Here is a 19,959-nt window from a genome sequence, read left to right on the forward strand (position 1 = left end):
TGACCATTTATGTCAATAGTCACTACCGAGACGAATGAACATCGCCCACTTGATCAGAGCAAGGCAAAGAGGCTCGATATCTGGTTTTTTCAGGCGCACACGCTGATACGGATGCGCAGCGCATCCGTCAGCAGAGGTTTAAGGCATCAGGCTGCGCAGAACAAGATTGGAGATGAGAGAAGGGGCTTCTTCAACAACATCGAGGTTGTGCTGCAATAGCAGAGGATTGATGAAGGGCCGCAGAGCGAGATGAATCGCCTCTACCGTCTCGTCCAGCGGTGTCTTGCGTTCAAACTCGCCGAGCTCTCGCCCCTCACGCACGATTTGCAACACGAAGCTCTTGATCTGCGCGTCATAGACTTGTGAACTGGGCCATCGCTCCGACGCGGCGAACGCTGCGATGTCGTAGAGTTTACGGTCGTTAAAGAACAGGCTCACACCTGTAGCGATTAAGGTTTTGACCAGGCGCCGAAAACGTTCAGTCGGCGAGATGCCGTCTACATTGATGGCTTGCTCCACTGCCGCAACGATTTCAGTCAGGCAATTTGTACAGATTGCTTCACCAATCGCCTGCTTGGATTCAAAGAATTTGTAGATGTAAGCCTTGGAAAAGCCGATGGCCTTGGCTAGGTCAGAAACCGTTGTTTTGCCATAACCGTACTGACTGAAATGTTCGTTGGCCGCCGCAACAATCTGGTCTCGAATGTCGTGATCGGCTGGGCCACGGGCGCTGGGCGAAGAAACTGATGGCTGATTCATGCGAGCAGCTTACTCATCCCAAAGGTGGTTGACAACTTGTGACCAAATTGTAATATCGTCACAAACCACCCCTTTCGCAGGTATCGCATGCACCCTCCTCCTCGCTTCGCCGTCTTACTGTGTTTGGGTATGGTTGCAGGTTGCGCAGTGGGCCCCGACTACTCAAAACCCAGTGTGGAGTTGCCCGAGCATTTCTCGGCGCAAACGTCCAAGGCACGACAACAGGGCGCCGCAAATGCCGATCTCGCCGCTTGGTGGAACGCATTTAATGACCCAATACTCAGTCAGCTGATAAATCGAGCACTTGAACAGAACCTCGATTTAGCCCAGGCAAGCGCAAGGATCGATCAGGCTCGCGCCGGTTTGGGGGCCGCTAACGCAGCCCTCCTGCCGTCGGCTACCGTCAACGCTCAAGCGGCCAGAGCCCGTCAGTCATTGGAGACTCCGTTGGGCCAAGTGCTAAATTCAGACCCTTCCTATAATCGCTACGGCAGTGCCTATGAAGCGAATCTAAATGCCAGCTGGGAGCTGGATGTGTTTGGCGGGCTGCGCCGAGGTAAAGAAGCGGCCTTCGCCGATTATCAGGCCTCGCAAGCCGGAGCGATTGCCACACGCCTGGCAGTGGTCGCGCAGACAGCCGATCTTTACATCAGCATCCGTGGCCTGCAAGCACGTCTGGAAATTGCCCGGCAGCAAGTAGACACACGACAACAACTGCTCACCACCATCCAACATCTCTACGCAAAAGGACTGGCAGCTGAACTGCAGTTGAACCAGACCCAAGGAGCGCTGAATCAAGCGCAGGCAACCGTGCCGGTACTGCAAGCTGGCCTTGACGCGGCAGTGAACGCGCTAGATGTCATGCTGGGCAAGGCACCGGGCACTTATAACGCGCAGTTGACCAAACCGGCGCCTATCCCTGATGTGCCAGGCCTCACGGACATGGGTGCTCCGGCCGATCTGCTGCGTCGGCGTCCAGACTTGATCGTCGCTGAGCGCCGTCTTGCGGCATCCAGCGCGCGCATCGGCGAAGCCATGTCCGAGTACTACCCCAAACTGTCTGTGGCTGCGCTGCTCGGCAGCGCTACATCGGTATCCAGCGCAAACCTGTTCAGCAACGGCGCCAGTCAGGCTTCGGCGGCACTGGGATTACGCTGGAGGCTGTTCGATTTTGGCCGCATCAACGCCCAGATTGATTTGGCGAAAGGCCAAGAAGCCGAAGCCTTGGCCGCTTACCGCCAGTCCGTTCTGCGGGCCTGCGAAGATGTCGAAAGTGCTTTTTCGGCGCTGATCAACCGCGAGCAACAATCGACAAAACTCGCCCAGGGCGAGTCGGCGTATGCGAAAGCCAGAGCGACGTCGTTTGCCGCCTATGAAAAAGGCGTGATCAGCTTGATCGAAGTGCTGGATGCCGATGAACATCTCCTAGCGGCATCTGATGGCAGAGCCCAGGCACAAACTGAATCGGCTCGCGCTGCAGTGGCCACGTTCAAAGCATTGGGCGGCGGTTGGCAGCGAGACGACTCAAATGCTCGTGTTGCCTCAAAGGCACTGTAAGGCCTTAGATGCGTAATTGCATCCATTTGACCAACTGGTTGCATCTACGCTGACCACAGATTGCATTTGTATTGACCACTAGACAGTGCCTAGGAGACCGGCAGAAAGCGGCCAAAAGCGGTCACTCGTCGAGACGACACATGGTTATTCTCCAGCTGCGACCCACTATGCTCGCAATAAGTAGACACTAAGCCGTACTAATCCACGAGCGAGTCTCGATTCTGTTGCCCAAGCGATACAAATGCCTTGTCATAAGTCCGCTCAAATTGCAGCGGTGTCACGGTAATGTGCCCAGCAAGAAGCTCGGCCGTTTCAGTACCTGCTGTATCGGCTTGTGTGTGCCTATCCAAGCTCAGCCAGTGATACTGAAGACCACGAGGATCATTTTCTGTGCGTACAGATACACCGCTCAAACGCCCAGATCCTTGGCGTGTCAGTTTCAATGGAAGCACGGCGGCCAAGGCGCAGCTGGGGAAATTGATGTTCAAGCAAACATCCTTTGGCCAGTCCATGTCCATGAGCTGGGCGATGACTTGCGGCGCATGATTGAGCGCGTTTTCCCAAGGCACAGCACTCCTGTCGGTAAACGACTGGCTCAACGCGATAGATGGAATTCCAAACAGCAACCCCGTCATGGCTGCCCCAACCGTGCCCGAGAAAACTGTTTCGACTCCCAAGTTCGCGCCTCTATTTACTCCTGACAAAATCAGATCAGGACTGTCGTGATTGAGCAGGTGCCCTAGCGCCATTGCCACACAATCCCCCGGCGTCCCGGTGACTGCAAAGCGTCTGGCGCCATGAAAGCTCAGCCGCAATGGAGTGTGAAGACTAAGCGAGTGAGAAGTCCCGCTTTGATCTAGTAACGGCGCTACAACCCAAACCTCCCGTGCCATTTGAGACGCAATGCGCTCCAAAACCTTGAGCCCCGGAGCATCAATACCGTCATCATTGGTGAGAAGAATCCGCTCGAATCTCGGTTGGTCATTAGGCATCTTAATCCCCGTCATGATTTTTTCCGGCCGAGTCTGAGAGTGAATACCGTTGCAGGCCGCATTTAGCTATAATTGCATAGCTATTTTATTATAGGTATAGCCGTATGGATATTTCGTTGTTTCGTGAACGGGTGACTCGACTAAGCAAACGTCTGCGTCAGGAAGCACAAAATCACCCTGAAACGTGGTCGCAGATGTTGGTCTTGAGTGCAATTGACCAAATGGACGGGACGGCGACGCCTTCGAAAATTGCAGAAGCAGAAAACATGCGGTCGTCGAACTTGGCCTCTCTGCTGCGCGACCTGGACGCTCGTGAGTTGATTACGCGCACTCAAGACACCAGTGATCTTCGCCGCACATGGATAGGGCTGTCTGAAAAAGGCAGGTTGGTATTGCAGGCAAGCCGAGATCGGCGTGATGAATGGCTTGGCAACGCGGTGGAAGCCTGCCTTTCGGATAAAGAACGCAAACAACTGGAAGCTGCTGGAGCGCTGATGGAGAAGCTGAGCGGCTATAGAAAGTTAAGCGATTAGTAAAATTGAGCCAAAAATGAGCCACGACAACCGGCAGCTATGGGTCGAGGCTGTGTAAAAACCAATTGGCCTTGCTCCAGACAAACCCAGCGCGGGCGTTTGGAACCAAGTCTTTACTGGGTCGGTTTTCGGTCAGCGGCAACATAGGGGCTGGATCAGGATAATCGTAGGGATATGAATACTAAAAATCAGCATAATTTCATTGTAAAACAAATACTTATTTCTCTATTCGAGTCCAGGTCGCCCAGACAGCAAAATTGAAAAGCCCCTGAATCGAAAGATTCAGGGACTTTTTTGTGCTCGCCATAAAGTCAAAAGATCGCAACCTGTGGCAGTTCCTACGGGGATCGCATCGCACACGAATCCCTGTAGAAACTGCCGCAGATTGCGATCTTTTGATCTACCTGCCTGTTTACCGGGTACCGCCGTCAGACATGCTCACTACGCTTCATATGCGCTGCTCGCAGTTCCAGCGATCCATGCTCTGCCTCCACCACCGGAATCTCATTCCCGTCGCAGTCACGCAACTTACCTTCGCTGAAGTAATCCCCTTCCCGCAATGCCGCCAGGTCCTGATAACGCAAGACCCGCTCGGTACCGGCCGCAAACACCGATTGTTGATCCGAGTTTCCGGCAGTGAGGTGGTTGAAGGTCAGGTTCAGCACGATGGCCATGATCGCCGAGGAGCTGATGCCCGAATGGAAGATTGTCGCGAACCAGCTGGGGAAGTGGTCGTAGAAGTTCGGTGCAGCGATGGGGATCATGCCAAAACCGATCGAAGTGGCGACGATGATCAGGTTGACGTTGTTGCGGTAGTCGACCTTGGATAGCGTCCGAATGCCGCTGGCCGCCACAGTGCCGAACAGCACGATACCGGCACCGCCGAGGACGGAGGTTGGTACGGCGGCGATGACCCGGCCCATGAAAGGCAGCAATCCGAGCACCACCAGGAACACACCGCCGGTGGCCACCACGAAACGGCTCTTGATCCCGGTTACCGCCACCAGCCCGACGTTCTGGGCGAAGGCGCTCTGGGTGAAGGAGCCGAAGATCGGCGCGATCATGCTCGACAGCATGTCGGCGCGCAGGCCGTTGCCCAAGCGTTTGGAGTCGACTTTAGTGCCGATGATTTCACCGACGGCCAGAATGTCGGCAGAGGTTTCCACCAGGGTCACCATGATCACGATGCACATCGACAGGATTGCTGCGAAGTGGAACGTAGGCATGCCGAAATGGAATGGTGTCGGGAAGCCGAACATCGGGCCTTGGGTGACGGACGAGAAATCCGCCATGCCGAGGAACACGGCAATGAGCGTTCCGATGACCATCGCCAAAAGGATCGACAAACGGGAAATAGTCGCACTGCCGATCTTGCTCAGTAGCAGCACCAACACCAGCGTCACCGCCGCCAGCCCGATATTCGCCATGCTGCCGAAATCCGGGGCATGGCTGTTGCCGCCCATGGCCCAGCGTGCGGCCACCGGCATCAGCGTCAGGCCGATAGTAGTGATCACAATGCCCGTCACCAGCGGCGGAAAGAACTTGGTGATTCGCGAGAACACCGGCGTGATCAGCAAGCCGATCAGCGACGCGGCAATCACCGCCCCGAGAATCGACTGAAACCCGCCCTCCCCACCACTGCTGACAATCGCCACCATGGTCGCAACGCCGGAGAACGACACACCCTGTACCAGCGGCAACTGACAACCGAAAAACGGCAAACCCAGGGTCTGCAGCAATGTCGCCAGCCCCCCTGCAAACAATGAAGCAGCAATCAACAAACCGATGTCCGCCGGCGAGAGCCCGGCCGCTTGGCCAATGATCAAAGGCACCGCGACGATACCGCCATACATGGTCAGAACGTGTTGCAGGCCGTAAGCCATATTCGCGCCGATCCCGAGATTCTCATCCTCAGGCCGTTGTTGTGAAACATGGGGCGTTTTCATGGTTGGGGGGTTCCCTGGTTTTTGTTGTGCGCACACTGTATTCAATAGTCAGGACAAATGTCTATAGAGTTGTATACAACTAACCAGTCAGATTATGGACAGATGTTCACACTGCCCTTTAGCCATAGTGCTCCCAGCGTAAAAAACTCTTGAAATACATCCGTCCTCCCCTTTCCCACCCCACCGCTAATCTTTTGCTTTCCAAGCGACCGCCGGCACGGCCGCCTCTCGCTCGCTCCTAGACACAAAACCGATCAAAAGAAAAAGGGGCGAATTGATCAAGTCCGCCCCTTTACGTGTCGCTCAATTTGCCTACTACACAGGCTTAATCAACCGCTCAAGCACCCGTTTCAACACTTCCTGCGCCGGCACTCGAATCCCGAATTCGCTTTCCAGTAACCCGATCAACTCATCCACATCTGCCACTTCCCGACGTTCGCTCTCACTGCCCATGCGATGAATGGTAAAGCTGCCGTTAAGCAATGTGCGTCGCCATCCCTCTCCCGTCCGCGCCACCATCAATTGTTTCACAAAGGAAGATTCAGGATGGGTCGAGACGTACCAGTTGCCGAGGGTGTAATCGATGTCTTCCTGACGTTGCAAATCGAAGATGTACATCGCCCTCCATTCACCGCCGACGTTGGCGCGCAGGGTATAGCCGTCGGCGTGCGGTTCGATGCGATAGGATTCGTGGGGGGTGAACTGCTCGGCTTCGGTATCCAGCATCAGCGGTGCGGTGGGCACCATGCCGCCGAAGCCGACGTCAGTGATGTAGCGCACGCCGTCGAGGGTTACCAGACTCAAGCGGTGCGTTCGGGCGCTCCATGCACCTTCGGGCTGACCCATGACCACGCGACCGGTGATGCCACGTGCGTCGAAGCCCAGTGTCTGAAGCAAGGCCAGGAACAGGTTGTTGAGTTCGTAGCAGTAACCGCCACGACCGTCGTGCAGGACTTTCTGCTCGATGGACGGCAGATCGATGAGCACCGGTTCGCCCAATAACGTGGTGAGGTTCTCGAACGGGAAGGCACCTGTGTGGCGCAACTGCAATTGGCGCAGGGTTTCCAGGGTGGGCGCCGGGGGCGCATCGACGCCCAGGCGTTGCAGGTACAGCGCAAGATTTGTCAGTCGTGTCTCGCTCATCGCTCAATCCTTTATGCAGAGGTCCGCGGATCGCTCCGCCGATGGGCGCCATGTATAAGGGAAAACACGGTCGGACTGACAATTGATTTAGCCAATCGCCGCACACGCCAAGACTATCGACGCTTGCGCGAACCCAATCGAATCCATGTCGGCGCATGATCGCTGGCATGAGGTTCGTTGCGAACCCAGGCATCGACGCCGGCCTCTTGCAGGTAAGGACTCAGTGCCGGGTTGAGCAGCAGATGATCGATGCGCAACCCCGAGTTTTTCTGCCAGTGCTGACGGAAATAATCCCAGAAGGTGTAGATCCGCTCCTCTGGATACAGATGACGCAGGGAATCGGTCCAACCCTGATCCAGCAACCGCTGATAACACGCGCGACTCTCAGGTTGCAGCAGCGCATCCTTGAGCCAGGAGCGCGGGTTGTAAATGTCCAGATCTGTGGGCACCACGTTGTAGTCGCCGGCCAGCACTACCGGATGGTCGCTGCTCTGCAGGTCCTTGGCGTGCGAGATCAGCCGCTCGAACCACGCCAGTTTGTAATCGAACTTCGGTCCCGGCTGCGGATTGCCATTGGGCAGGTACAGACAACCCACCAGAACCCCGTGCACGGCAGCTTCCACATAGCGGCTATGGGTATCGCTGTCATCACCCGGCAAACCGCGCCGACTCTCCAGCGGCTGCGCATCACGCGCCAGAATCGCCACCCCGTTCCACGACACCTGGCCGTGCCAGACGGCGCCATACCCGGCCGCCTCCAGTTCGGCGACGGGGAACGCGCCGTCGACCGCTTTGAGTTCTTGCAAACAGGCGATGTCTGGCTGCTCCCGCGCAAGCCAGGCCAGTAGATTCGGCAAGCGGGCGCGCATGCCATTGACGTTGAAGGTGGCGATTTTCAGGTTCTTCATGATCCGACGCTCGCAACGGACTGGGCGGTATCCAGTTGTGACCGGGGTGCGTCACGGCAGTTGCCGTGGCGCACGAAACAGGCGACTAAAGGTGCGTGTCCTGCGGCGGAAAATCATCCCTTGATGCCTTGAGCAACGGCAGCAGAGCATACTTGTCCACCGGCCGACTGAGGTAGAACCCCTGCACTTCATGGCACTGGTCCGAGATCAGGAAGTCCAGTTGCTCCAGCGTCTCGACACCCTCTGCGGTCACGGTCAGCCCCATGGCCTTGCCCAGATTGATGATTGCCTGCACAACGGCGCGGTCATTGCTGCCGCTGCTCATGGACGCAATGAAGCGCTTGTCGATCTTGATCCCGTCGAACGGATACGTGCGCAGGTAACCCAGCGAAGAATAACCGGTGCCGAAGTCGTCCATGTTCAGTCGTACGCCCAACTCCTTGAGCGCATTCATCGTCGCCAAGGCGCCATCGACATCGATGAGCATCACGTTTTCAGTGATCTCCAGTTCCAGTCGACTGGCGGGCAAGCGGCTCTGGATCAACGCCTCCCGGACATCCTCGATCACATCGCTACGGGCAAACTGCACCGGCGACAAGTTGACCGACACCATCATCGCACCGGGCCAGGTCAGGGCCGTCTCGCACGCCTCGCGCAACACCCAGCGCCCTAATGGCACGATCAGATCGGTCTGCTCGGCCAATGGAATAAACGCGTCGGGGTTTAACAAGCCTTGCACCGGATGCTGCCAGCGCAGCAGCGCTTCGACCGAGACGATCTGCTTGCCATCGACATGATAACGCGGCTGGTAATGCATCACGAATTCGTTGTTCTTGATCGCCTGACGCAGGTCGCTTTCCAGTTGTCGGCGATGCTGGATCTGATCGTTCATGTGCGCCGCAAAGTAGCACCAGGTCTTCTTGCCATTGGACTTGGCCTGATACAACGCGATATCGGCACAGCGAATCAGCTCCTCCGGAAGATGCCCCTGGCGCCGACTCAGAGCGACGCCGATGCTCGCACCGATGTGCAGCGTGTGGTGATCGTAATGGATCGGTTGATGCAGGCTGTCGAGCAAGCGCTCGCAAAACCGGTCGATTTCCGCGTGGCTGTCCATGCCGTGGAGCACCAGCACGAACTCGTCGCCACCCAATCGTGCAACCAGATCGATGTCCCGCGTGCACTCGTGCAAACGGATCGCCACTTCCAGCAATACCGCATCGCCCGCCGGATGGCCGAGGGAATCGTTGATCGGCTTGAAGTTATCCAGGTCGATCATCAACAACGTCAGCGCCGCCGATTGCTCTTTCAGTGCCAGCGCGTCTTCGAGGTAGCGAGCCAGTTTGTTGCGATTCGGCAAGCCAGTCAGTGCGTCGTGCATCGACAGATGCTGGATCTGCGCATGGGCGGCGACTTCATCGGTGATGTCGCTGGCCGTCCCGCGAAAACCCAGCACCGCGCCCTTGCTCTGGATCGGTCGCGCCGACACCCGGCACACCCGTTGTTGCCCCGACTGATCGCGGTAAGAGCAGCGCAAGTGACTGACGGCTTGCTCCTCATCGAGTTTGTTCAGCCACAGCGACAAGGGCGTGGTATCGCAGTTGAGCAATTGGCCGATGTTCTGCCCCAGCCACTGCTGATCGGAGAATCCGGTGACGGTGCTGAAGCGCCCCGACAGATAGGTGATGCAGTGCTGGTCATCGATTTCCCAGATCCAGTCGGACGCGGCTTCGGCCACCGCGCGAAAACGTTCTTCGCTGGCCTCCAGCGCCTGATTCGACAAGTCGAGGCTGGTGTAACTGGCATCCACATGCCCGGACGTGCGCAGGACATATCGAAAGAAGTAAGCCGTCAACAACGCCAGAATCAACAGCGCTCCGCCCAGTGGCGGCAGCAGCGACCAGAGCAACTCATGCCCCGGCCGCTCAAGCCGGGAGACCAAACTGTAACCCGTGCCGGTCAGAGCGATGTCTGGCTGACCGGGAACAACGGCGTCGCCGGCCGTCAGGCTCAAATCATTCAACCCGTAATCGGCACCCAGGGTTTTGAGCTTTTCAGGGTTCAACTGATCGACATATATCAACACCGAGGTGCTCTTGGGATCGACCGCCGGGCGTTCGTCATTGGGTACGATCGCGGCCGCCGTCAACAGCGCCGGCTTGCCTTCGAACAAGGTGTAACGGCTGACGGGCTCGATGAGACTTTCCTGACTTTGAACCTCGTCTATGAGCGTCGCCATCGAAGTCGACAGATAGGTTGTCGCCTGATCCTGAACCAGCAGCCCGCGCACCGTGGCGTATTTGGTTCGCTGACCATCGATCACGAAAACCCCGTCGTAGTGATCGATGGTGAACAGGGTTTTACCCACATTCTGATCGACGTAGGCCCACTGCACATCGACCTTGTCGTTCAGGTGGTCGTAGGCGGTCGTCCAGTTGGCGTAGCTGGCGATGTAGTTTTTCGAGGCAGTGATGCGGTTCTCAAGTGCGCGTTGCGTGTAGAACGTGGTTTTACTCAGGTCTTCGGCATCGAGCCGTGCGGCAATGCTGAACAGAGCCATCAGCGCGATAAGCACTCCAACCATAAATAGCAGGCCGATGACGAGCATCAGGTTGCGGGTAATCGGTGTATGACGCGCTGGTGCAGCGGTGGTAACGGCAGTCAAATCCATGCACTTGATCCTGTCAATCGATCGCCTTATCGGGTGAGACCGGCGGGGTCTGGTCTGTCGTCATGACAGCCAGGCTCTCCACTGACCATAGCAGCCATGCTCGGTCACCGCCCCTGAATAACGTAAGTCATTGCCACACTTGAAGAACCGATCACATAGCCATTGCCAGTCAATGACCGAAAACCTCATCGATCCGAGCGCATCAGCGCCTCGACGCCCCCTTCCATGGACAACACCGCCGAGCGATTTCGCCCCGAGTTTTTGGCCTGATACAGCGCCGCATCTGCACGTTTGATCAACACCTCGGTGCTGTCGTACCCCGTCGGTACAAATGAATAACAGCCGAGGCTGATCGTCACATAGCCTGTGGGTGAACCGCTATGGATGATGTTTTTGTCGATGACACTGCGACGGATTTGCTCTGCGATCGTCAGCGCACCATGGATGTCGGTATCCGGCAGCAACACCGCGAACTCTTCGCCGCCGTAGCGCACGGCCAGATCGGCCTGGCGATGGCAGCAACTCTTTAGCGCCCGCGATACCTCGGCCAGGCAATGGTCTCCGGCCACATGGCCGTAGGTGTCGTTATAGCGTTTGAAAAAATCGATATCGAGCATGATCAGGCTCAGCGGACTCGACCGCCGGGCACCGCGCCCGAACTCGATCTCCAGCGCCCGCTCGAACAATCGACGGTTGGCCAACCCGGTCAGGCTGTCGTGGGTGGCGATCAATTCCAGGGTTTTCTGCGCCTCGCGCAAATCCGCCTCAATGCGCTCGCCCGCGCGCACCTGATGAACGAACACCCAACCGAACAAGCCCACACCGAGGACGACCAGAGCGACGATCACACTGGATTGGATCGCCGTGTTGTACCAGTCTTTGAGGATCGCGTCTTTGGAGGATGCCGCCGCGACCACCAGCGGATAGGCATCGAGTTGACGGTAGCCATACAACCGGACGATGCCATCCACCACCGAATCAATCATGGCGTTGCCGGAAGTTGCGCCGGGCAAGTGCTTTTGAAAAATCGCACCCTGGGCCAGGGACGTGCCGATCTGCGAATCCACAAACGGCCGTCGCGCCAGCAGCGTTCCGTCGGTCAACGCCAAGAACATTGCACCTTTGTCATCGATGCTGAAGCTTTTGAAGAACTGATCGAAGTACGACATCTTGATTCCGGCCAACAATACGCCCTGGAAATTACCGCTCTGGTCGTTCACCCGCCTGGACACCGGAATGATCCACTCGCCATTTTCCCGACTGCGAATCGCCGGGCCGATGTGTGCCTGGGACGATACGTTCTGCTGGTGAAACCTGAAATATTCTCGGTCCGCCACACCTGGGCCACGGGGTAGATTTTCGAACGACGTCACGACCCATTGCCCGCGCTTGTCGAACAGAAATATCCCGTGCAATTGATGCAGCGTCTGCACCCGCCGCGCGAAGGTTTTCTGCAAGCGTGGCGTCTGCGCAGCGTCGAAACCCTCAGCCTGAATCCAGTCCACCAGACTGGTCAGCACCAGATCGGCTTTCATGAACGTGTCTTCGGCCTGCTGCCCCATGGCCCGGGTCAGGTTTGACGAAGACACCTCGGCCAACGCCAGGTCGTGCCGACGCGACTGCTCCAGTTGCAGGTAAAGCAGACCACAGAGGCAGAGACACACCGCCGCAATGAACAGCACCGCAGCTTTGAGCAGGGGCAGCCGCTTTAAGGCACCATCGAGCGCGTGGTGCGGATCGGGAATGGGGATAGGCAAAAGTGAGTCCTGAAAGGGCAAGGCATGGGCAGAGGCCCAAAGCCCTTGTTTTTTGTGAGCTTAGTCTACGGGGTTGGGAGGAATAAACGCAGGGGTCGGGGGATTAATGGTGCACAAACTGTGGGAGCGAGCCTGCTCGCGATGACGGCGGCACATTCAGTATCAGTATCTTGCTGACCCACCGCTATCGTCGGAACGCCGCCCGGAGCAGGCTCGCTACCACAGGGGCTGTGGTGTTCAAGTACTGACTGATTGGCATTAGCCCGGATATCTCCCGCCCGGCACTAATCCCATGACGCAAGGCAAAACCGCATGACCTTGAAAGAGCTACGATTAACTGACATCACGACAGGAAATCGAAATGAGTAAAGCAGACGAGCTCGCCGAGAAGCTGAAACAATCCCGGCAAACCAGTGCCGACGCGACCATCGCCGATCAGGCCATCGATAGCTGGCCCGCCCAGGTCTACGAGCTGTATCACCAGATTGAAGCCTGGCTGCAGCCACTGATCGAAGTGGGCCTGAAGCTGCGACGCAATTCCACTCACGTCTTCGAGAGAGCTCCGGACGAGGCGAGTTACGATTACGCCATCGACCAACTGCTGATCGAAGGCAACCACCACAGCATCACCTTCGACCCTGTCGCTCGCTTCACCGCCGACGGTGCCGGGCGGATCGAGATTCACTCGACAGGCAAGGAACTCGCCCTGTTGCGGACCGTGGACGAACACGGCGAGACGCATTGGTGGCTTCAGGCGATCGAACAGTCCGGACAACAACCGGATGCGATCGCACTGACGGAACACAACCTGCTCCTGGCGGTGCAAGAAGGGTTGGGGCTTTAAGCTTTACAGCTTGTTCTGCCCCACCGCCATCGAGGGAGGCGCCGCTCGCCTCCCGTCCAGCGTTGGCCGTTCCGAAGGCAGATTCAGCGCCCGCAACACCGGGTTATCGTACCCATACACATCGGGCTTGAACGTCACTCGCCCATCAAGGCTCAGGTCCACCGTCCAGTAGGCCAACAGCACCGGCACTTTCACGGGGAGCCTGATGTTCTCGGTCTTGCCGTTGGCCAGCTGCTTTTGAATCCCTGCGCTGTCCCAGCGAACCGGGTCGTTGAACAACAGCGCCACCAACTGCAGCGGGTTTTCTACCCGAATACAGCCGGAACTGGTCGCGCGATTGGATTGCGCAAACAACTCGCGATGCGGTGTGTCGTGCAGATAAATCGAATAGTCATTGGGAAAGCGAATGACCACCTGTCCCAACGAGTTATCCGCCCCGGCATCCTGACGCAGCGTAAGACCGCGCGGATTGTCCCAATCGACGGTCGACGGGTCGAGCACATTGCCTTCTCGATCGATCACGCGAATCCGGCTTGCATCAAGGTAACCGGGATTGTTGCGAATCTTCGGCAGCATGTCCTTGGCCAGAATGGTCGGCGGCACGGTCCAGGTCGGGTTGAACGTGACGTAGGTGATCTCGGATTGAAAAATCGGCGTGCTGCGATACGGTTTACCCACCTGCACCCGGGAGCGCCATATCAGCTTGCCATCACGATAGAACGAAACCTTGTACCCGGCGATGTCGACGATGACAAAGGTGCCCTGAAGCTTGTACAGCAGCCAGCGCGCCCGCTCCATGTTCACGCGGACCTGATCGATTCGCGCCTCGACCGGCACATTCAGCGCCGCGAGCGTCGCCGGCCCCGCCACACCATCCGCCCCGAGATATTGCTCGGCCTGATACTTCTTCACCGCCGCCATGACGGTGTCGTCGTAGTCGGAGCGCGCGCTCATTTTCGCGGTTAGATAACCACCCGCCACTAAACGGGCTCGCAATTGCGCAACCGAGGCGTCGTCCATACCGGGCCTGAGGGTCTGCCCTTCTGGAATCTTTGGCCAGCCACCACTGTCGCGAACCTTGCGCAGTTGCGCCAGGCCCTGTCGCAACGTGCCATAAATCGCTTCTTGTGGCGGCGCCTGGGCGAACGCGCGCCCGACCTCATGGCTGTCGAGAGCGGCGAAGAAAAGATTGACGTCCTCCCGAGGATCGATGCCGACCGGGTCGAAATTCCAATGGATGTCCAGCCGCGAAGGGTCGACCTTACCGCGCCGCAACTGCAGCAGCGCCGTGATAAACGTCTGGGTCGCCGAGATATCAAAAGCCGCCCGTTGCCCAGGAGTTGGCGTCGTTGTCTGCATCGCCGTTCTGGTCGTGACCAGTTCGCCAATGTGAAAATCCTCAGGGTCCAGGCCATCGACCTCGGTGTCGCTCAGGCTTTTCAATAACTGGACGACATCGTCATCGTCCGTCCAGGCGGCGCGATAGCCACGATGGCTGTAAAAGTCCATCACCGCTCGATTGACGTCGACCCGTTGATGACGCGGCGAGGTGAGCAACGGGGGAAATGCCGAACTCAATGGCGCCAGCGCCGCTTGAATCGCCTGACCAACGTAATCGCCAGGCGCTGCATCCGCAACCACGCTAACTGGAGATGGCGGCTCAATCGGCGAAGTTTCCGCAATTGCCATGCCGCTTATCAGAAAGCCCATAAAAAATATGCGGCTTATGACGAATAACCTTGTTAACTGCCCCATGGATAATCCTTAATCTCCCGTTTTCAACCGGCTAGCGTTGTGCGCGCTGCTAGACTCGAAACAATCAGATGAGACTTGCATATGGCCCTAGACCGCTGCGGCTTTTTAATGACGGCCCTGTTGCTGACCGCGTTTACCTTACCGGCAGCCTACGCCGATTCGCTTGAAGCCGCGCTGATCAAAGCGGCCCCCAATGCCAACGCCAAGGTGATTGCCCTGGCCGTACGCGCTTCCCAATGCAGTCGGGCTCAAAGCGCGGCCCCGGTTCAAAGACTAGCAGTCATCGATTATTCCCTGCCCTCGACCGCGCAGCGTCTTTGGGTGTTCGACCTTAAACAACGCAAATTGTTGTTCCATGAACTGGTCGCCCACGGTCGCAACAGCGGCGAAAACATGGCCCGCCAGTTCTCCAACCAGAATGCCAGCTACGCCACCAGCCTCGGCTTGTATCGCACCCAATCCAGCTATGTCGGGCACAACGGTTATTCGTTGCGCATGGAAGGTCTGGAGCCGGGTTTCAACGACAACGCTCTCGATCGGGCGATCGTCATTCATGGTGCGCCTTATGTCAGTCCCGACCTGGCACGGGCGAATGGCCGCATCGGTAGAAGCTTGGGCTGCCCGGCTGTAAGGCCTGCGATTGCACATCAACTGATCGACTCGATGAAGGATGGCCAGTTATTGTTTTCTTACTATCCGGATCAGCGCTGGTTGAAGTCTTCTTCGTATATCAATTGCGGTAATGCCACCGTGGCGGACTCGGCCAGGCCGACTGGAAATCACTGAACACTGCGTGAAACTGTCAGAAATGTAATCTTGGCCTCAGTCTGCTGAAAGGCGCCGCCCGCTAGCCTACACCTCATTAAGTGCTCTTCCCTCCGTTCAGGATGGACTTGAGGGCTTCATCAGGCTGACGGACGGGAACCAAACGGCATGCATTCCAACACCTCAAGACGCACCTTCGTGAAGGGCCTCGCCGCGGGCGGAGCCCTCGCTGGCCTCGGACTGTGGCGCACGCCGGTCTGGGCGGTCACCAGCCCCGGCGAACCGAACGTGCTGGCAGGTACCGACTTCGACCTGTTCATCGGCGAAACCCCGGTCAACATCACCGGCAACCCTCGCACGGCGATGACCATCAACGGCGGTATTCCCGGCCCCCTGCTGCGCTGGCGTGAAGGCGACACCGTCACGCTGCGGGTGAAGAACAAACTCAAGGACAGCACCTCCATTCACTGGCACGGCATCTTGCTGCCGGCCAACATGGACGGCGTGCCAGGCCTGAGCTTTCACGGCATCGGGCCTGATGGGACGTACGTTTACCAGTTCAAGGTCCGGCAGAACGGCACTTACTGGTATCACAGCCATTCGGGCTTTCAGGAACAGTCCGGGGTTTACGGGCCATTGGTGATCGACGCCAGGGAACCGGAGCCGTTCCAGTACGACCGCGACTACGTAGTGATGCTCACCGACTGGACCGACGAAGATGCCGTCGGCCTGATGAGCAAACTCAAGAAGCAATCGGACTACTACAACTACCACAAGCGCACCGTGGGCGATTTCATCCACGACGTCAGCGAGAAAGGCTGGGGATCGACAGTTGCCGATCGCAAGATGTGGGCCGAGATGAAGATGAACCCCACCGATCTGGCCGACGTCAGCGGCGCCACTTACACCTACTTGATGAACGGCCAGGCGCCGAACATGAACTGGACTGGCGTGTTCCGCCGCGGCGAAAAGCTGCGACTGCGTTTCATCAACGGCTCGTCGATGACCTACTTCGACGTGCGCATCCCCGGCCTGAAAATGACCGTGGTCGCGGCGGATGGCCAACACGTCAAACCGGTAAGCGTCGACGAATTCCGCATCGCAGTGGCGGAGACGTTCGATGTCATCGTCGAGCCGACCCAGGACGCCTACACCCTGTTCGCCCAGTCGATGGATCGAACAGGGTTTGCTCGAGGCACCCTCGCGGCGAAGGCCGGGTTGTCGGCGCCGGTGCCACCGCTGGATCCGCGACCGCTGGTGAGCATGGATGACATGGGCATGGGCGGGATGGATCACGGCAGCATGGGCGGCGACATGGCGGGTATGGATCACAGCACCATGCCTGGCATGTCGGGCATGGACGGCGGTGACCTGCAGGGCATGGACAACATGGCCGGTATGGATCACAGCAGCATGGCCATGGGCGGCATGGCCGGTATGCTATCCCACCCCGATACGGAAAAAGACAACCCGCTGGTGGACATGCAAGCCATGAGCACCTCGCCGAAACTCGACGACCCGGGTCTTGGTTTGCGCGACAACGGCCGTCGCGTGCTGACCTATTCAGACCTGCGCAGCACCTTCGAAGACCCGGACGGCCGCGAGCCCGGCCGCACCATCGAACTGCACCTCACCGGGCACATGGAGAAGTTCGCCTGGTCGTTCAACGGCGTGAAATTCTCCGATGCCGAACCGCTACGACTCAAGTACGGCGAGCGAATCCGGGTGGTGCTGGTCAACGACACGATGATGACTCACCCCATCCATTTGCACGGAATGTGGAGCGACCTCGAAGACGAGAATGGCCAGTTCATGGTGCGCAAACACACCATCGACATGCCGCCGGGATCAAAGCGCAGCTACCGGGTCACCGCCGACGCGCTCGGCCGCTGGGCCTATCACTGCCATCTCCTGTATCACATGGAAATGGGCATGTTCCGTGAAGTTCGCGTGGAAGAATGAGGCGCTACCCATGACCAGATTGATTCGCTCTACCCGCCTCGCTTTGGCACTCGCTGGCTTCACGGCTTCTTCAGCCATGGCCGCCACCGACGACATGCAGGGCATGGACCATAGCCAGATGTCGGGCATGGATCACAGCCAAATGCAGAGCATGGACGACGGCCAGATGCAGCCCGCCGCGCCAACCCAAAGTCGCACGCCGATCCCGGCATTGACCGACGCCGACCGCGCCGCCGTGTACGTCAGCCCCGCCGGCCATGACATGCACGACAGTGCGCTCAACTATTACTTCCTCGCCGACAAACTCGAGTGGCAGGACGCTGACGACGGCAGCGCGTTGGCGTGGGATCTGTCTGGCTGGATCGGCGGCGACATCGATCGCCTGTGGTTGCGCTCCGAAGGCGAGCGCGTCAATGGCAAAACCGAAGACGCCGAAGTCCAGGCCCTCTGGGGCCACGCGATCAGCCCATGGTGGGACGTGGTGACCGGCGTTCGCCAGGATTTCAAACCCGGCGATCCGCAAACCTGGGCCGCATTCGGCCTGCAAGGCATGGCGCTGTACAACTTCGAAGCCGAAGCCACGGCCTTCATCGGCGAAGGTGGCCAAACCGCCGCACGCCTTGAAGGTGACTACGACATTCTGCTCACCAACCGGCTGATTCTGCAGCCGACCGCCGAGCTCAACGTCTACGGCAAAAACGACCCGCAACGGGGCATCGGCTCCGGGCTGTCCAACACCGAAGCCGGCCTGCGATTGCGCTATGAAATTCGTCGGGAATTCGCGCCCTACGTCGGCGTGACCTGGAACCGCACCTATGGCAAAACCGCCGATTACGCCAGGGACGAAGGCGAGGACCGCAGCGAAGCCCGCCTCGTCCTCGGCGTTCGTTTGTGGTTCTAAACGCTTCAACTCAAAAACCTAAAAAACAACCGCTTAAAGCGGTAAGAGGCCTTGCATGCGCACCATCAAAACCACCGCTGTCGCCATCGCACTTTCCACCGGGCTGCTGATGAGCGCACTGGCTCAAGCCCACCCGAAACTGCTCTCCTCCACCCCGGCCGAAGGCGCGGACGGCACAGCACCGAGCAACATCGAGCTGCGCTTCTCCGAAAACCTCATGACCCAATTCTCCGGCGCCAAACTGGTCATGACCGCAATGCCCGGCATGGCCCACTCGCCCATGCCGATGAAGGCCAAAGTCTCCGGCGGCAGCGACCCGAAAACCATGGTCATCACCCCGCTCTCGCCACTGCCCACCGGCAGCTACAAAGTCGAATGGCGCGCCGTGTCTTCGGACACTCACCCGATCACCGGCAACGTTACGTTCAAAGTGAAGTGATTGATGAGCGACTCGGTCAGCATTGCCCTGCGCTTTGCGTTGTATGTGGATTTGATGCTGTTGTTCGGGGTGGCACTTTTTGGGCTGTACAGCCTTAAAGGGCAGGAACGGGTATCCGGGGCGGTGCTGCCGTTCCGGTCGATGTTGGCGGGGACGGCAGTGCTGGGTGCGCTGCTGTCCGTCGCCAGCATGGTGATGATGGTGAGCGCCATGAGCGGTGAATCGGACTTCGCCGAACTGCGCCCGCACATCGAGATGATGGTGTTTGAAACGGACGTGGGTCTGGCCTGTGTGGTTCGCATCGTTGCCCTAGTCGTCGCTGGTTTAGCGATGATGCTCCGTGCGCCTGGCTTCAGCTTGTGGGTCGCGGCTTTTGCCGGCGGTATCGCCCTCTCCAGCCTGGCCTGGAACGGACATGGCGCGATGGATGAAGGCAGTCGTCGTGCTTGGCATTTCGCGGTGGATATTCTGCACTTGCTGGCGGCTGGAGCCTGGCTTGGGGCGTTAGTAGCGTTTGCGTTGATGGCGAAAATCAATGCTCTGCAGACCGAAGCACGCATCCGGTTGTTGGCCCGCGCGGTTAATCGATTTGAGGTGATTGGCGCGCTCATCGTGGTGGTCATCACGGTAACCGGGGTTGTGAATTATCTGTTCATCGTCGGGCCGAAGCTGGATGAAGTTTTTCTCAGCACTTACGGGGTTTTGCTGTTCATCAAAGTGGTGCTGTTTGCCGGGATGCTGGTGCTCGCCGCGCTGAACCGGTTTCACCTTGGGCCGCTTTTGGAGCGGTCGTTGCGGGATGGGCAATACGCAGTTGCTGCCAATGCGTTACGGCGCAGCGTGGTGGTGGAATTGGCAGCGGCGGTGTTGATTGTGGGGTTGGTGGCTTGGTTGGGGACGTTGAGTCCGGAGATGGGCGCCCTGTAGGGAAATGAAAGCATCCGATGACCGGCCATAGCAGTCAGTGGACAGGATTAGGGGCCTTTACTAGCGTCTAACCACACCAGATTTCAAGCCAGAGGGTTCA

The 19,959-nt window shown here is 58.1% G+C and carries 16 protein-coding genes; 8 read left to right on the forward strand and 8 right to left on the reverse strand.

The genetic code is table 11. The annotated features are described in order from the left end of the window. Positions 1-138: 138 nt before the first annotated feature. The gene (locus tag ACZ3HH_RS14095; RefSeq protein WP_465805430.1) at positions 139-759 is read right to left on the reverse strand and encodes a TetR/AcrR family transcriptional regulator; all 621 of its coding nucleotides are present in this window, start codon (positions 757-759) and stop codon (positions 139-141) included. Between the two features lie 87 nt (positions 760-846). Between ACZ3HH_RS14095 and ACZ3HH_RS14100 the strand changes: the two genes are divergently transcribed. Then, positions 847-2,316, forward strand: a complete 1,470-nt coding sequence (locus tag ACZ3HH_RS14100; RefSeq protein ID WP_465805432.1) for an efflux transporter outer membrane subunit — start codon at positions 847-849, stop codon at positions 2,314-2,316. A 197-nt stretch (positions 2,317-2,513) separates the two neighbouring features. On the opposite strand, the gene surE is transcribed toward ACZ3HH_RS14100, so the two are convergent. Continuing rightward, positions 2,514-3,308 carry a 5'/3'-nucleotidase SurE gene (surE, locus tag ACZ3HH_RS14105; protein ID WP_465805686.1) on the reverse strand — a complete coding sequence of 265 codons (795 nt, stop codon included), beginning with the start codon at positions 3,306-3,308 and terminating at the stop codon, positions 2,514-2,516. A gap of 104 nt (positions 3,309-3,412) precedes the next feature. Here surE and ACZ3HH_RS14110 point away from each other — a divergent pair, with 104 nt between their 5' ends. Then, positions 3,413-3,841 carry a MarR family winged helix-turn-helix transcriptional regulator gene (locus tag ACZ3HH_RS14110; RefSeq protein WP_465805433.1) on the forward strand — a complete coding sequence of 143 codons (429 nt, stop codon included), beginning with the start codon at positions 3,413-3,415 and terminating at the stop codon, positions 3,839-3,841. A 428-nt stretch (positions 3,842-4,269) separates the two neighbouring features. Here the strand turns inward: ACZ3HH_RS14110 and ACZ3HH_RS14115 are convergent, their stop codons facing one another. The 5 genes from ACZ3HH_RS14115 to ACZ3HH_RS14135 form a co-directional block, all read right to left on the reverse strand. After that, positions 4,270-5,787, reverse strand: a complete 1,518-nt coding sequence (locus tag ACZ3HH_RS14115; protein WP_465805435.1) for a nucleobase:cation symporter-2 family protein — start codon at positions 5,785-5,787, stop codon at positions 4,270-4,272. Positions 5,788-6,102: 315 nt separating this feature from the next. Next, positions 6,103-6,930: an arylamine N-acetyltransferase family protein gene (locus ACZ3HH_RS14120; protein WP_465805437.1), complete on the reverse strand. Its 828-nt coding sequence runs from the start codon at positions 6,928-6,930 to the stop codon at positions 6,103-6,105. Positions 6,931-7,043: 113 nt separating this feature from the next. After that, on the reverse strand, positions 7,044-7,838 hold the full coding sequence (xth, locus tag ACZ3HH_RS14125) for an exodeoxyribonuclease III (RefSeq protein ID WP_465805439.1): 795 nt from the start codon (positions 7,836-7,838) through the stop codon (positions 7,044-7,046). Between the two features lie 85 nt (positions 7,839-7,923). Continuing rightward, complete coding sequence (locus ACZ3HH_RS14130) at positions 7,924-10,509, reverse strand: bifunctional diguanylate cyclase/phosphodiesterase (RefSeq protein ID WP_465805441.1); 2,586 nt, start codon at positions 10,507-10,509, stop codon at positions 7,924-7,926. Positions 10,510-10,694: 185 nt separating this feature from the next. Next, positions 10,695-12,266, reverse strand: coding sequence for a diguanylate cyclase (locus ACZ3HH_RS14135; protein ID WP_465805444.1), 1,572 nt, complete (start codon positions 12,264-12,266; stop codon positions 10,695-10,697). A 361-nt stretch (positions 12,267-12,627) separates the two neighbouring features. Here ACZ3HH_RS14135 and ACZ3HH_RS14140 point away from each other — a divergent pair, with 361 nt between their 5' ends. Continuing rightward, positions 12,628-13,110, forward strand: a complete 483-nt coding sequence (locus ACZ3HH_RS14140) for an SH3 domain-containing protein (RefSeq protein ID WP_465805445.1) — start codon at positions 12,628-12,630, stop codon at positions 13,108-13,110. Positions 13,111-13,113: 3 nt separating this feature from the next. Here ACZ3HH_RS14140 and ACZ3HH_RS14145 read toward each other — a convergent pair whose 3' ends face one another. Then, on the reverse strand, positions 13,114-14,865 hold the full coding sequence (locus ACZ3HH_RS14145) for a L,D-transpeptidase family protein (protein ID WP_465805448.1): 1,752 nt from the start codon (positions 14,863-14,865) through the stop codon (positions 13,114-13,116). Between the two features lie 81 nt (positions 14,866-14,946). Here ACZ3HH_RS14145 and ACZ3HH_RS14150 point away from each other — a divergent pair, with 81 nt between their 5' ends. The 5 genes from ACZ3HH_RS14150 to copD all read left to right on the forward strand — a co-directional run bounded on the left by ACZ3HH_RS14150 (position 14,947) and on the right by copD (position 19,859). Beyond that, the gene (locus ACZ3HH_RS14150; protein WP_465805449.1) at positions 14,947-15,651 is read left to right on the forward strand and encodes a murein L,D-transpeptidase catalytic domain family protein; all 705 of its coding nucleotides are present in this window, start codon (positions 14,947-14,949) and stop codon (positions 15,649-15,651) included. A 147-nt stretch (positions 15,652-15,798) separates the two neighbouring features. Next, complete coding sequence (locus tag ACZ3HH_RS14155; RefSeq protein WP_465805451.1) at positions 15,799-17,592, forward strand: copper resistance system multicopper oxidase; 1,794 nt, start codon at positions 15,799-15,801, stop codon at positions 17,590-17,592. 10 nt (positions 17,593-17,602) lie between these two features. Beyond that, positions 17,603-18,493: a copper resistance protein B gene (locus tag ACZ3HH_RS14160; protein WP_465805453.1), complete on the forward strand. Its 891-nt coding sequence runs from the start codon at positions 17,603-17,605 to the stop codon at positions 18,491-18,493. Between the two features lie 55 nt (positions 18,494-18,548). Then, positions 18,549-18,932: a copper homeostasis periplasmic binding protein CopC gene (gene copC, locus ACZ3HH_RS14165; RefSeq protein ID WP_465805455.1), complete on the forward strand. Its 384-nt coding sequence runs from the start codon at positions 18,549-18,551 to the stop codon at positions 18,930-18,932. Between the two features lie 3 nt (positions 18,933-18,935). Next, the gene (gene copD / locus ACZ3HH_RS14170) at positions 18,936-19,859 is read left to right on the forward strand and encodes a copper homeostasis membrane protein CopD (RefSeq protein WP_465805457.1); all 924 of its coding nucleotides are present in this window, start codon (positions 18,936-18,938) and stop codon (positions 19,857-19,859) included. The last annotated feature ends 100 nt before the right edge of the window (positions 19,860-19,959 follow it).

This window comes from Pseudomonas sp. PME37.24/025, from assembly GCF_055556615.1.

Coding starts and splice junctions, on each gene's coding strand:
- ACZ3HH_RS14095 (WP_465805430.1), bottom strand. CDS start 759: ATGAATCAGCCATCAGTTTCTTCGCCCAGCGCCCGTGGCCCAGCCGAT.
- ACZ3HH_RS14100 (WP_465805432.1), top strand. CDS start 847: ATGCACCCTCCTCCTCGCTTCGCCGTCTTACTGTGTTTGGGTATGGTT.
- surE (WP_465805686.1), bottom strand. CDS start 3,308: ATGCCTAATGACCAACCGAGATTCGAGCGGATTCTTCTCACCAATGAT.
- ACZ3HH_RS14110 (WP_465805433.1), top strand. CDS start 3,413: ATGGATATTTCGTTGTTTCGTGAACGGGTGACTCGACTAAGCAAACGT.
- ACZ3HH_RS14115 (WP_465805435.1), bottom strand. CDS start 5,787: ATGAAAACGCCCCATGTTTCACAACAACGGCCTGAGGATGAGAATCTC.
- ACZ3HH_RS14120 (WP_465805437.1), bottom strand. CDS start 6,930: ATGAGCGAGACACGACTGACAAATCTTGCGCTGTACCTGCAACGCCTG.
- xth (WP_465805439.1), bottom strand. CDS start 7,838: ATGAAGAACCTGAAAATCGCCACCTTCAACGTCAATGGCATGCGCGCC.
- ACZ3HH_RS14130 (WP_465805441.1), bottom strand. CDS start 10,509: ATGGATTTGACTGCCGTTACCACCGCTGCACCAGCGCGTCATACACCG.
- ACZ3HH_RS14140 (WP_465805445.1), top strand. CDS start 12,628: ATGAGTAAAGCAGACGAGCTCGCCGAGAAGCTGAAACAATCCCGGCAA.
- ACZ3HH_RS14145 (WP_465805448.1), bottom strand. CDS start 14,865: ATGGGGCAGTTAACAAGGTTATTCGTCATAAGCCGCATATTTTTTATG.
- ACZ3HH_RS14150 (WP_465805449.1), top strand. CDS start 14,947: ATGGCCCTAGACCGCTGCGGCTTTTTAATGACGGCCCTGTTGCTGACC.
- ACZ3HH_RS14155 (WP_465805451.1), top strand. CDS start 15,799: ATGCATTCCAACACCTCAAGACGCACCTTCGTGAAGGGCCTCGCCGCG.
- ACZ3HH_RS14160 (WP_465805453.1), top strand. CDS start 17,603: ATGACCAGATTGATTCGCTCTACCCGCCTCGCTTTGGCACTCGCTGGC.
- copC (WP_465805455.1), top strand. CDS start 18,549: ATGCGCACCATCAAAACCACCGCTGTCGCCATCGCACTTTCCACCGGG.
- copD (WP_465805457.1), top strand. CDS start 18,936: ATGAGCGACTCGGTCAGCATTGCCCTGCGCTTTGCGTTGTATGTGGAT.